The 12,325-nt window shown below is 73.9% G+C and carries 12 protein-coding genes; 6 read left to right on the top strand and 6 right to left on the bottom strand.

The features are described from left to right. The first annotated feature begins 30 nt into the window (after positions 1-30). Positions 31-633, top strand: a complete 603-nt coding sequence (locus ACN9MS_RS00365) for a DUF1992 domain-containing protein (protein ID WP_426310210.1) — start codon at positions 31-33, stop codon at positions 631-633. A gap of 32 nt (positions 634-665) precedes the next feature. Here ACN9MS_RS00365 and ACN9MS_RS00360 read toward each other — a convergent pair whose 3' ends face one another. Further along, positions 666-1,961 (bottom strand): carbohydrate-binding protein, encoded by a 1,296-nt coding sequence (locus ACN9MS_RS00360; protein WP_426310209.1) that lies wholly within the window; start codon positions 1,959-1,961, stop codon positions 666-668. A 251-nt stretch (positions 1,962-2,212) separates the two neighbouring features. On the opposite strand from ACN9MS_RS00360, the gene ACN9MS_RS00355 reads away from it, so the two are divergent. The 3 genes from ACN9MS_RS00355 (at position 2,213) to ACN9MS_RS00345 (ending at position 4,610) form a co-directional block, all read left to right on the top strand. Then, positions 2,213-3,388: an alpha/beta hydrolase gene (locus ACN9MS_RS00355; RefSeq protein WP_426310208.1), complete on the top strand. Its 1,176-nt coding sequence runs from the start codon at positions 2,213-2,215 to the stop codon at positions 3,386-3,388. A 66-nt stretch (positions 3,389-3,454) separates the two neighbouring features. Beyond that, the gene (gene arr / locus ACN9MS_RS00350) at positions 3,455-3,865 is read left to right on the top strand and encodes an NAD(+)--rifampin ADP-ribosyltransferase (RefSeq protein WP_426310207.1); all 411 of its coding nucleotides are present in this window, start codon (positions 3,455-3,457) and stop codon (positions 3,863-3,865) included. A gap of 157 nt (positions 3,866-4,022) precedes the next feature. Next, the gene (locus ACN9MS_RS00345; protein WP_426310206.1) at positions 4,023-4,610 is read left to right on the top strand and encodes a VanZ family protein; all 588 of its coding nucleotides are present in this window, start codon (positions 4,023-4,025) and stop codon (positions 4,608-4,610) included. Positions 4,611-4,655: 45 nt separating this feature from the next. Here the strand turns inward: ACN9MS_RS00345 and ACN9MS_RS00340 are convergent, their stop codons facing one another. Next, positions 4,656-5,177 carry a low molecular weight protein-tyrosine-phosphatase gene (locus ACN9MS_RS00340; protein WP_426310204.1) on the bottom strand — a complete coding sequence of 174 codons (522 nt, stop codon included), beginning with the start codon at positions 5,175-5,177 and terminating at the stop codon, positions 4,656-4,658. Positions 5,178-5,262: 85 nt separating this feature from the next. On the opposite strand from ACN9MS_RS00340, the gene ACN9MS_RS00335 reads away from it, so the two are divergent. Further along, on the top strand, positions 5,263-6,171 hold the full coding sequence (locus tag ACN9MS_RS00335) for an SDR family oxidoreductase (protein WP_426310203.1): 909 nt from the start codon (positions 5,263-5,265) through the stop codon (positions 6,169-6,171). A gap of 471 nt (positions 6,172-6,642) precedes the next feature. Here ACN9MS_RS00335 and ACN9MS_RS00330 read toward each other — a convergent pair whose 3' ends face one another. Beyond that, the gene (locus ACN9MS_RS00330) at positions 6,643-8,157 is read right to left on the bottom strand and encodes an MFS transporter (protein WP_426310202.1); all 1,515 of its coding nucleotides are present in this window, start codon (positions 8,155-8,157) and stop codon (positions 6,643-6,645) included. 79 nt (positions 8,158-8,236) lie between these two features. Between ACN9MS_RS00330 and ACN9MS_RS00325 the strand changes: the two genes are divergently transcribed. Next, positions 8,237-8,755 carry a winged helix-turn-helix transcriptional regulator gene (locus tag ACN9MS_RS00325; protein ID WP_426310201.1) on the top strand — a complete coding sequence of 173 codons (519 nt, stop codon included), beginning with the start codon at positions 8,237-8,239 and terminating at the stop codon, positions 8,753-8,755. Positions 8,756-8,818: 63 nt separating this feature from the next. Here the strand turns inward: ACN9MS_RS00325 and ACN9MS_RS00320 are convergent, their stop codons facing one another. The 3 genes from ACN9MS_RS00320 to ACN9MS_RS00310 are packed head-to-tail and all read right to left on the bottom strand — an operon-like array spanning position 8,819 to position 12,323. Continuing rightward, entirely contained in the window at positions 8,819-9,868 is a 1,050-nt protein-coding gene (locus ACN9MS_RS00320; protein ID WP_426310200.1) for a sugar phosphate isomerase/epimerase family protein, read from the bottom strand. Then, positions 9,865-11,082, bottom strand: coding sequence for a dihydrodipicolinate synthase family protein (locus tag ACN9MS_RS00315; protein ID WP_426310199.1), 1,218 nt, complete (start codon positions 11,080-11,082; stop codon positions 9,865-9,867). Before ACN9MS_RS00315 ends, ACN9MS_RS00320 begins: the two co-directional genes overlap by 4 nt. Next, positions 11,079-12,323: a Gfo/Idh/MocA family protein gene (locus ACN9MS_RS00310; RefSeq protein ID WP_426310198.1), complete on the bottom strand. Its 1,245-nt coding sequence runs from the start codon at positions 12,321-12,323 to the stop codon at positions 11,079-11,081. The genes ACN9MS_RS00315 and ACN9MS_RS00310 overlap by 4 nt, the downstream gene beginning before the upstream one ends. Positions 12,324-12,325 lie beyond the last annotated feature (2 nt).

Genomic DNA, 12,325 nt, shown 5'->3' with positions numbered 1-12,325 from the left:
GGTGGAGGAGCGCCGACAGAGGAGGTTCTCGTGTTCCGACGACGGTCCCGCAGCGCCCCGGACGACGACCCGGTCCGGCGCGCCGCGCAGTACCGGGTCGACCGCGAGACCGCACGCGAGGAGTCGGAGCGCGACGACCTGGGACGCGCGGACGTGCCCGGTCCTGCCGGGTACGAGGCGCCCGCCGCCGGGTCCCCGGCCCCCGACGACGAGGCCGCTCCGCGCGGCCCACGCCGTGTACGACCCGAGGACCGCGCGATGTACGTCGACACCGTGATCGAGCAGGCCATCCGACGAGGAGAGTTCGACGACCTCCCGCTCGCGGGCAGGCCGATCCCCGGGCTCACGGGGACGCACGACCCGGACTGGTGGCTCAAGTCGGTCATCGAGCGCGAGCAGCTCACGGGTCTCGGCCCTCCGGCGATGCTGCTCAAGCAGGAGGACCGGGAGCTCGACGACCGGCTCGACCGCGAGCTCGACGAGACGACCGTCCGCGAGATCCTCACGGACTTCAACGCGCGCGTCGTCGACGCCCGCCGCCAGCTCCTGGGCGGGCCGCCCGTGGTCACGCCGACGCGCGACGTCGACCACGAGGTCGCGCGCTGGCGCGCACGGCGCGGGCGAACCCCGTAGCCCCAGGCCCGGCCCTGCGACCTGCGCCCCCGCTAGCGGCCCTGGAGCGCGCGGACGTTGTCGCCGAACGTCCAGCCCTGGGAGCCGTCCCAGTTGATCGACCACGTCATGAGGCCCTTGAGGCGCGACGCGTACGGCTGGTACGCCTGCGTGACCAGCGCCGGTGCCATGTAGCCGCCGCCCGCGCCCGCCTGGGCGGGGAGCCCCGGGACCTGCTTGTCGTAGGGCACCTTCACCGTGACGCCCTGGATCGTCAGGCCGGCGTTCAGGCAGTCGGTCTGCTTCTGGAAGCCCTGGACCGTCCCGGCGCCGTACGAGTCGCCGCTGCACCCGTACATCGAACCGTTGTAGTACTGCATGTTGAGCCACCACAGGCGGCCGTTGTCGACGTACTTCTTGATGATCGGCAGGTACGAGCCCCAGATCGAGCCGTACACGACGCTGCCTCCCGTGACGTACGCGGTCTCGGGCGCCATGGTGAGGCCGAAGCCGCCCGGCATCTCGGCGAGGACGCCGTCGATGATGCGGACCAGGTTCGACTGCGACGTCGACAACGTGCTGATGCTCCCGCTGCCCGAGAGCCCCGTCTCGATGTCGATGTCGATGCCGTCGAAGTGGTTGTCGCGGAGGATCGGCACGACCGTCTCCACGAAGCGGTCCGCGACGGCCGGGCTGGACAGGTCGATCCCTGCTGTCGCGCCGCCGATCGAGAGCAGCAGGCGCGTACCGTCCTGCTTCGCGGCGCACATCTCGGCGGGAGTGGGCACGTCGACCCCGACGTCCATGCCGTCCTCCCACAGCACGGTGCCGTCGGCGCGGATCACCGGGAACGCGAGGGTGACGACGTTGTAGCCGTGCGCGGAGATCCGGGCGTCGTCGACCGGGATGTGCCCGAGGCCGGGGTGCACGCCGTTGGACGCGCCGTCCCAGCTCTCCCAGTACCCCTGGAGCACCTTGCCCGTCGGCTTGCCCTGCACCGCGCAGTCCGTCGGGTCCGTGGGATCGGTGGGATCCGTCGGGTCCGTGGGATCCGTCGGGTCCGTGGGATCGCACGCCCCGCCGTCGGTCCACAGCGTCGGGGTCGACGGGGGGTTCCAGCCGGTGCCGACGTAGGCCGTGTGCGTGACGCGCGCGGTGTACGTGCGCCCGCCGTACGTGACCTGGGCGCCGGCGGCGTACGTCGAGCCCTCGGCCCACACGGCGGTCGAGCACTGGGCCGCGGCCGCGGGGGCGAGTGCACCCGGGACGACGGCGGCGCCGCCCACGAGGGCCGCCGCCAGGGCGACGGTGGCCGCTCCGGCGAGCAGCGGGGTCGGACGAGATCTCACGGGGCACCTCGGGTTCGGTCGCGCGGCGGCCGAGGCGGTCGCCGTCGGCCGATGATCCCGCCAGTCTGCAAGCGCTCGACGGCGTCGCGCATGAGGGGGAACCACACGATCCGCACCGCTCGCCGGGGCGCGGAGCCGCGCCGCGTACGGGTGGTCCCGGACCTCCTGGCGCGCGCGGAGCCGGGCTCGGGGCACGTCGCCGCCCCGCCCGCACCGAGCGGCCTTCGGCGCGCGCGCCTAGGGTCGGCGGCATGGTCGACTGGCAGCCCGACGTCCTCGGGGACGACTACGAGCAGCTCACGCTGCCGCTCGCCCCCGACGGCGAGGGCGACGTCGTCGCCACGCTCGTGCGCCGCCGTCGGGCCGGGGGAGACGACGAAGACGGGACCGGCCAGCACCTCGACGTCCTGTACGTCCACGGGTGGTCCGACTACTTCTTCCAGACCGAGCTCGCCGACTTCTGGGAGGCGCACGGCGCGCGCTTCCACGCGCTCGACCTGCGCAAGTACGGGCGCAGCCTGCGCCCCGGCCAGACACCGGGATACGTCACCGACCTCGCGACGTACGACGAGGACATCGAGGCCGCGCTGGCCGCGCTGGGGCACCACGGCGACGGGCGCTCGCCGCGCGAGCTCGTGCTCATGGGCCACTCGACGGGCGGCCTGACGCTCAGCCTCTGGCTCGCCCGGAACCCCGGCCGGGCGGCCGCGCTCGTCCTCAACAGCCCGTGGCTGGAGTTCCAGACGCGCGAGGTGGGGCGACTGCTGCTCGAGCCCGTGATCGGGGCCCGGGCGCGTCTCACGCCGACGCGGCCGCTGCCCAACGTCGACCTCGGCTTCTACACGCGCTCGGTGAGCAAGGACTTCGACGGCGAGTGGACCTACGAACTCGCGTGGCGCCCCCAGCACGGGTTCCGGACCACGCCCGCCTGGCTGTCCGCCGTCTTCCGCGGGCAGCAGACCGTCGCGCGCGGCCTGTCCATCGGGGCGCCGGTGCTCGTGCTGCTCTCCGCGCGCAGCACGCTGCTCCCGCGCTGGACACCGGAGATGATGCACACGGACACGGCGATCGACGTGGACGGCGTCGCGCAGCGATCCGTCCAGCTCGGCGACCTCGTCACGGTCGCGCGCCTCGACGGCGCCCTGCACGACGTCGTCCTCTCGGCCCGGCCCGTGCGCGCGCTCGCGTACGGGCGCATCGCGCAGTGGGTCGGTGCCTACCTCCCGCGCCCCGCGCCCGTCGTGCCCGACGACGACCGGGCACCCGCGCCGGGCGGCGCACCACCGGCGTCGGGCGGCCTGGTCCCGCTGCTCTCCCGCCTCGGCGCGGGCGCCCACCGCGCGGGGCGGGCCGTCGCGCGCACGGTCGGCTCCGTCGTCGGGACGCTGCGGGGCACGAGGGCCGACCGCCGGGGAGCAGAGCGCTGACGTGACCGGCTCACGACGCCGCACCCGGCCCGGGGCCGCGCGCACCTGTGGCCTTACGGTGAGCAGGTGAGCCAGACGCTGGACGAGGGGCCCTTCTTCCACGGCACCAAGGCCGACCTCCGGGCGGGCGACCTGCTGACCGCGGGCTTCCGGTCGAACTACCGCCCCGAGGTCACCATGAACCACGTGTACTTCACCGCCCTCGTCGACGGCGCCGGCCTCGCTGCCGAGCTCGCAGCCGGCGACGCGACACCTCGGGTCTACCAGGTCGAGCCGACGGGTCCGTTCGAGGACGACCCCAACGTCACCGACAAGAAGTTCCCGGGCAACCCGACGCGGTCGTACCGGAGCAGCGCACCGCTGCGGGTCGTCGGCGAGGTCACCGACTGGCCCCGGCTGAGCGTCGAAGCCCTGGCGGCCTGGCGCGCGCGGCTGGCGGCTCTCCGGTCCGACGAGCGGGGCGAGATCATCAACTGAGGGCAGCCGCACCCCGGGCGTCGCGCACACGTCGTCTACCACCGCAGGGGGAGGGCGCCGGGTCGGGGCTCGCCCCGTCGGTGGATACCCCGACGGCGGGCCGGCACTACCGTCGGCGACGTCGTGCGCGAGGTGCCCAGCAGAAGGAGCGGTACGAGTGTTTCGCGAGGTCCCGGTCCTGCCCGTCGTGGTCCCCCTGGCTGCTGCCCTGCTCGGGACGCTGCTGTGGCGTCTGCACCGCACGAGCCGGCTCTCGGTGCCACGGGCCGCCGTCGCGCTCGCGCTCGCGGTCTACACCGGCGGTGTCGTCGCGAACACGGTGTTCCCGATCTTCCTCGACAAGCCGGTGATCAGCGCTCCCTGGAGCGCCCACCTGGCCCTCGTGCCCCTGCGGGACTACGAGGTCGCCGACGCGATGATGAACATCCTCGTGTTCGTGCCGCTGGGGATGCTCGTGCCGCTCCTGACGGCGAAGGTGTCGTGGTGGGGTGCCGTCGCCGCGGCGGCGGCCTTCAGCCTGGCGATCGAGGTGACCCAGCTCGTCACCGCGCACCTGCTGGGCGGCGGCCACGTCGCGGACGTCAACGACCTGGTCTTCAACGTCGTCGGCGGCGCGGTCGGCTTCGCCCTGGTCACCGTGCTCGCACGCGTGCCCGTCGTGGAGGCCGCCGTCGACCGCTTCCGCTGGTACCCGGGCTCGCGGCTGCGCGGAGAGCGACGCCTCCACGGCTCGCGGCGGCACTGAACCGGCACTGAGCCGGACACCGCGGGCGACGGACCCCGGTGAGGATCACTCCTCGAGCTGCGCCCGCACGAAGTCCACGATCCCGTCCGCGGCGGCCTCCACCTCGGCGAGGCAGTCCTCGAAGTCCTGCTGACCGCCGTACCAGGGGTCGGCGATGTCGAGCACGTGCTCGGGCTCGCCCGGTGCGACGCGCGGTGCGGCCGGGTCGAAGGATCGGTACATCCGCACCGGGCCGGCGGCGTCGAGCCTGCGCAGAGCGCGGGCGTGCTGGGACGTCATCGCGAGCACGAGGTCCCGCGCGGCGAGGTCGCCCGCGCGCACCTGGCGGGCACGGTGCGTCCCGTCGACGACGTACCCGTGCTCGGCGAGGACGCTGCGCGCCCGGCGGTCGATCGGGTTCCCCCGCTCCTCGTCGCTGATCCCCGTCGAGTCGACGACCACGCGGTCGCCGAGCCCGGCCGCCTCGAAGCGGTCGCGCAGGACCACCTCGGCCATGGGGGACCGGCAGATGTTGCCGGTGCAGACGGTCATGACGCGGTAGGGCGCGGGGGCCTCGGCACTGGTCATGGGCCCATTCTGCGCGAGGCGCGCACGGTCCTCACGTGCGGTCGGTCGCCGGGCGCCCCGCGACCGCCGCGTCTACCGTGAGGACATGATGATCGGGGCGGGGTCGGGGCGGATCGCCGTGACGGGCGCGAGCGGGCTCCTGGGTTCGAAGCTCGCGTTCCGCCTCGCCGCCGAGGGCGCGACGCAGCGCCTCGTCGTGCGCGACGCCGCGCGGGCGCCCAGCCTCGGCGACGACCCGCTCCCGGAGTCGGACGTCGCCGTCGTCGGCGGGTACACCGACACGCGCGGCATGGTCGCGGCGTTCACCGACGTCGACACCGTGTTCCTCGTGTCCGCCCGCGAGGACCTCGACCGCGTCGCGCAGCACCGCGCGGCGGTCGACGCCGCTATCGCCGCCGGGGTCGGGCACATCGTCTACGTGTCGTTCGTCGGCGCGGCGCCGGACGCCGTCTTCACGTTCGCGCGCGACCACTGGCGCACCGAGGAGTACATCCGCGCGACGGGGGTGCGCCACACGTTCCTGCGCGACAACCTCTACCACCGCGGGCTCGCGCTCATGGTCGGCGACGACGGCGTGATCCGCGGGCCCGCGGGCGACGGCCGGGTCGCGTCCGTGTCGCACGACGACATCGCGGACGTCGCGACCGTCGTCCTGCTCGACGCCGACGCGCACCGCCACGACGGCGCCACCTACGACGTCACGGGGCCCGAGGCCCAGACGCTCGGCGAGGTCGCGGAGGCCCTGACCGCCGCGACGGGTCGCGAGATCACCTACCACGCCGAGACTCTCGAGGAGGCGTACGCGTCGCGCGAGCGCTACGGGGTGCCGCGGTTCGAGGTCGACGGCTGGGTGTCGTCGTACACGGCGATCGCCGCGGGCGAGCTCGCGCACGTGAGCGACACCGTCGCCCGGCTCGTCGAGCGCCCCGCGCAGTCGTTCGCCGCGTGGCTCGACGACTACCCCGAGGAGTGGGCGCACCTGCGTCCCGCCTGAACCTGGCGCGCCGCCGCTCGGCGCACCCCGCGAGATCGACCCGTGCGTCCGAGATCGACCTTCGGTGGGTCGACCTGGTGACGGGCGGGCCGATCTCGGTGGGTCCACGCCGTGCGCGAAAACCCCTGGCGCGGTCCGCGGGGGCGGACGTACCGTCGTCGTACACGCGAAAGGAGGTGGTCCTGGAAGTGAAGATTCTTCGGACTCGTGAGGTGGTTGCGCGCTAGTCGTCGCGCAACCGATCCAGCAACGGACCGGATGCGGTGAGCCCGTGAACCGGGCGGGGTCTCCCGAGGGGAGGCGCCCGACGGCGAGCGAGTACCACGCAACCACCGGAGCCCGCGGGTGTCGTGCCCTCGTCCAGCACGACAGGAGGAACCCTCCAGCCCGCGGGCTTCCTGCTGCCCACCCCCGCGCTGAGTGCGTGAAATAGTCGCGTCCGGACGTGGCGGACGCGACTATTTCATGCACTCAGCGGGTGGCGGGGGTCGGCTCGGGGTCCGCGAGGTCGGACTCGGCGGCCGGGACGGCGGCGACCGGAACGGCGGGCGAGGCCGGATCCTGCAGGACGCGCCGGCGGCGCGGCGCGCCCATCGCCACCGCGGCGAGGGCGAACGCCGCGACGGGCACCCAGAGCGCGGTGTGGAACGCGGCGAGGCCCGCCTCGGGACCGGTGCCGTCCCCGAGCGCGAGGACGCTGACCGCCGTCGCGGCGGAGATGCCGATCGCCGCGCCGAGCTGGAACGCCGTGTTGAGCACCCCGCCGGCGACGCCCTGCTCCGCGTCGGTCACGCCTGTGGTCGCGGCGATGGCGATCGGCCCGTAGACCAGCGCGAACGCGACCCCGACGAGCGCCATCGACGGGACCATGACGGCGTACGTCCAGTCGAGCCCGGACGCGAGGAACCACGCTGCGGCGAGCGTCCCGGCGACGAGACCCCCGACGATCACGCGCGGCACGCCGAAGCGCTCCACGAGGCGCGGCGTGAGGACGGGCGCCAGCACGACGTCGATCGCCATGAGGAGCATCGCGAGCCCGGTCTGGAGCGGCGTCCAGCCGCGGAGCTCCTGGAGGTAGAGCGTGAGGAGCACCTGGAACCCGTAGAACCCGCCCGCGAAGAGCACGGCCGTGACGTTCGCCCGCACGAGCTCGGTCGAGCGGAAGAGCCGCAGCGGCAGGAGCGGGTGCGGGGCCCGGCGCTGGCGGGCGACGAACGCCGCGAGGAGCACGGCCCCGCCCCCGGTCGCGGCGACCGTCCACGCGACCCCCTCGCCCGGGTGCTCGAGCCGCACGATGCCGACGGCGAGCAGGACCATGGCGCCCGTCGCCAGGACGGCACCGAGCACGTCGAGCCTGCCGCGGTCGCGGGTCGCCGCGTCGCGCGGGACCGTCGCCAGGGCGAGCACGAGGAGCACGATGGCGAGGATCACCGGCGCGAAGAAGACCCATCGCCAGTGGATCGCGGCGAGCAGACCCCCGACGACGAGGCCGAGCGAGAAGCCCGCCGCTCCCGCGGCGCCGTAGATGACCAGCGCACGGTTGCGGCGCGGGCCCTCGGCGAACGACGTGGTGATGAGCGACATCCCGGCCGGCGTGAGGAACCCGGCCGCGACGCCCGTGACGAAGCGCGACAGGAGGAGCATCCATCCGTCGGTCGCGAAGCCGCCGAGCCCGGAGAACACGAGGAAGACGAGCAGCCAGAGGACGAACATCCGACGCCGTCCGTAGAGGTCGGCCGCGCGCCCGCCGAGGAGCATGAACCCGCCGTACCCGACGACGTAGGCCGTCACGACGCCGCCGAGCTCGCCCGTCGCGAGCCCCAGGTCGGCGCGGATGCCCGGGAGCGCGACCGACAGCATCGCGATGTCGCTGCCCTCCAGGAAGATCGCCCCGCACAGCACGAGCAGCAGCCCCCAGTCGCGCAGCGTGAAGCGCGCGGCGGCCCGTGCGCCCCCGCTGGTCCGGGTGGTGGGCAGGTCGGTCATGGCGTCCCCTTTCCTGAGCACCATCCGGCACTCGGTTACCTCTTGATACCGAGCCCATCGTGGGACAGGATCAGGAGGCATGGAAGACGGCACATTCGGCGCACCTGGTATCACCGCGGATACCGTGGCGGCGCGAGGTGGCCCCGCGGAGCGGGGCGACGCGCCCCCGCCGGCCGAGGACCGCCACGGCTGCACGCCGTCCAAGTGGGAGTCGGACGTCGAGGTCTGGCAGTGGGACTCCCGCGAGGACTGCGAGGTGCGACAGATCCTCGACCGCATCGCGGACAAGTGGTCGCTGCTCGCCATCGCTCTGCTCGACCGCCGGGTCATGCGGTTCACCGAGCTCAAGCGCGAGATCGACGGGATCAGCCAGCGCATGCTGTCGCGCACGCTACGTCAGCTCGAGCGTGACGGCATCGTCGAGCGCACGGTCTACCCGACCGTCCCGCCCCGCGTCGACTACGCCCTCACCGAGATGGGCCGCTCGCTCCACGCCACGACGAAGGCGCTGGTGGTGTGGACGGAAGCGCACCAGGAGCGCATCGCCGCCGCGCGCAGCGCCTACGACGAGCGCGAGGCGGAGCTCCAGGACCTCTGACCCCACCGCTGAGTGCATGAAATAGTCGCGTCCGGACGCCCGGATCGCGACTATTCCATGCACTCACGGGGTGGTGAGGTGGGGCTCCACGAGCTCGACGTAACGGCGGGCGAGGGTGGCCACGACGTCCGTTCCGGGGGCGGCCCAGACGTCGGCGTGGAAGATCTCTACCTCCACGTCGCCTGTGTAGCCCGCTCGGGCGACCGAGCGCGTGAACGCGGTGAAGTCGACGTGGCCGTCGCCCATCATGCCGCGGCCGAGCAGGGTGTCGGCGGGCAGCGGCGTGATCCAGTCGCACACCTGGTAGCTGACGATCCTGCCCGCCGCACCTGCTCGGGCGATCTGCTCGTGGACCTTCGGCTCCCACCACAGGTGGTACGTGTCGACGACGACGCCCACCTCCTCGGGCGCGAACGGCTCGGCCAGGTCGAGGGCCTGCTCGAGCGTCGAGACCACGCCGCGGTCCGCCGCGAAGATCGGGTTCATGGGCTCGATCCCGAGCGTCACGCCCGCGTCTCGCGCGGCCGGGACGAGCGCGGCGATCGCGTCGGCCGCCCGTTCCCGAGCCCCCACGAGGTCGCGGTCGCCGTCGGGCAGGCCGCCCGGGACGAGGACGAGCGTCGGCGCCCCGAGCGCGGCCGCCTCGGCGATCGCGGCGAGGTTGCTCGCGTGGGCCGCCGCGCGCGCGTCGGGGTCGCTCGCGGTGAAGAAGCCGCCGCGGCACACCGACGAGACCCGCAGACCGGCGTCGCGCACCCACCGCACCGCGGTGTCGAGCCCGACCTCCGCGACGGGCTCGCGCCAGACGCCGATCGCCGGGAGCCCCGCGGCGACACAGCCGTCGATCGCCTCGCGCAGCGACCAGTGCGCCGTCGTGCGCTGGTTCAGGGAGAGCCGCGCGAGCCGCGGGTCGCCCGGCTGCGGCGTCGGCACCCGGGCAGGCAGCCCGCTCGGGACGTCCACCCCCGCCACCTCCCCGCCGGTCAGGCGGTCCTGGTCCGTCCCGCCACCCGGACGAGCCGGGACGGCCTGCTCGGCCGGCAGGATCGCCTCGTCGGCCGGCGAGTTCGCCCGCGACGCCCCGGACGGGAACTCCGAGATCTCGGTGCTCATGCGGCCCCCAGCCCGACGACGTCCGCGACGTCCGCGTCGGCGCCCGCCTCGATCCCGGCGGCCGCGAGCACGAGCCCGAGGCGGTGCGCGGCGAGGTCCGGGTCCGGTAGGAGCTGAGCCTCGTTGGCGAGCTCGAACGCGCGCGCGAGGTGCACGACGCTCCGGGCCGACTGGAGGCCGCCCACCATCGTGAAGCCGGGCTGGTGACCCGCGAGCCACGCGAGGAACGCGATCCCGGTCTTGTAGTAGTACGTCGGCGCCTCGAACACGTGGCGCGAGAGCGCGAGCGTCGGTGCCATCTCGGCGTCGTAGCGGTCGAGGTCGCCGTCGTCGAGCGCCGTCAGCGCCGCCGAGGCGGCGGGCGCCACGGCCGCGAACGCGCCGAGCAACGCGTCGGAGTACCGCTCCCCGTCACCCCGGATGAGCTCGGGGTAGTGGAAGTCGTCGCCCGTGTACAACCGGACGCCGTCGGGAAGTACCGCGCGCAACCCGACCTCGTGCGCCGCCGAGAGCAGCGACACCTTCACCCCGTCGACCCGGTCGGCGTGCGCCCGTACGAGGTCGACGAACGTCGCGGTCGCGGTGTCGACGTCGCCGGAGCCCCAGTACCCGCGCAGGTTCGGGTCGAACGCCTCGCCGAGCCAGTGCAGCACGACCGGCTCGCGCACCTGGGACAGGATCGCGTCGTACACGCGCACGTAGTCGTCGGCGGACGTCGCGACGCGCGCGAGGTGTCGCGACGCCATGAGGATGACCTGCGACCCCGTGCCCTCGACGAACTCGACCTGCTCGGCGTACGCCCCGATCACGTCGTCCACGGTCCGCAGCTCGTCGGGCGACCGGTGGTCCGTCCCCGCGCCCGACGCGATGCGCGCCCCGAGCTCGTGGGCCTGCGCCGCGCTGCGCGACACGAGCTCCTGGACCGCGGGCCAGTCGAGACCCATGTTCCGCTGCGCGGTGTCCATCGCCTCGGCGACGCCCAGCCCGTACCGGAACAGGTGCCGCCGGAACGCGAGGGTCGAGTCCCAGTCCACGACGGCCGGCGCGCCGGGCACGTTCTCGCCCCGCGGGTCCGCGACGACGTGCGCCGCCGCGAACGCGACGCGCGACGCGTACGGGCCCGGGTGGTCCGCCCACTGACGAGGCGCGCGCAGCTCGACGAGGCGCGTGCCGCCGTCGGGCAGCGGGATCCGCACCCCGTCCGCGCCGCTCACGCCCCCGCCCCGGACGCCGAGCCCCCCAGGGCCTCGGACCCGGGGTACGGCGAGGCGCCGAGCTCGACCCGCCGTCCCTCGCGCGACGACGTGTAGCCCGCGTCCACGAGGCGCAGGCCGCGCACGCCGGCGTCGAAGTCGTAGGGGTGCGGGCGCCCGGCGTGGACGTCGCGCAGGAACTCCTCCCACTGCGCGCGGAACCCGTTGACGAACTCCTGGTTGTCCGGGATCTGCTCCCACTGGGCGCGGAAGTCCTGGTCGGTGGGGAGGTCCGGGTTCCACACGGGCTTGGGCGTGCGGGCGCGCGACTGGATGCGGCACCCGAACAGCCCGGCGACCGCAGACCCGTGGGTCCCGTCGACCTGGAACTCGACGAGCTCGCCCCGGTCCACGCGCACGGCCCACGACGAGTTCACCTGCGCGAGGATCGGTCCGTCGGTCCCGGCGAGCTCGAAGATCCCGTACGCCGCGTCGTCGGCCGTCGCGGCGTAGGGCTCGCCGTGCTCGTCCCAGCGCTCGGGGATATGGGTCACGGCCTTCGCCATAACCGCCTCGACCGGTCCGAACAGGTTCTCCAGCACGTAGTTCCAGTGGCAGAACATGTCGAGGACCATCCCGCCGCCGTCCTCGGCGCGGTAGTTCCAGCTCGGGCGCTGCGCGGGCTGCCAGTCGCCCTCGAACACCCAGTACCCGAACTCGCCGCGGACGGACAGGATGCGGCCGAAGAACCCGCCGTCGATGAGCCGCTTGAGCTTGAGCAGGCCGGGCAGGTACAGCTTGTCGTGCACGACGCCGTGGATCACCCCTGCCGCGCGCGCCGCCTCGGCGAGCTCCTCGCCCTCGGCGACGGACTCCGCGATGGGCTTCTCCGTGTAGACGTGCTTGCCGGCCGCGAGCGCCTTGAGGATCGCCTTGGTCCGCTCCGACGTGACCTGCGCGTCGAAGTAGATCGTGGCCGTCGGGTCCGCGAGCGCCGCGTCGAGGTCGGTCGTGTACTCGGCGACGCCGTGGCGCGCGGCGAGCTCCGCGAGCTTGGCGCGGTTGCGGCCCACGAGCACGGGCTCCACCTGGAGGCGGGTGCCGTCGTCGAGCTCGACGCCGCCGTCGTCCCGGATCGCGAGGATCGAGCGCACGAGGTGCTGGCGGTACCCCATGCGACCCGTCACGCCGTTCATGACGATGCGCACGGTGCGGGTGGTCGGTCGGTCGCCCCCTGCGGCGTCCGTGGTCTGGCTGGTCATGC

The organism is Cellulosimicrobium sp. E-16, from assembly GCF_049913115.1.
Lineage (GTDB): Bacteria > Actinomycetota > Actinomycetes > Actinomycetales > Cellulomonadaceae > Cellulosimicrobium.
The sequence above is the reverse complement of the archived record's forward strand: the minus strand, read 5'-3'. Positions and strand labels throughout refer to the sequence as shown.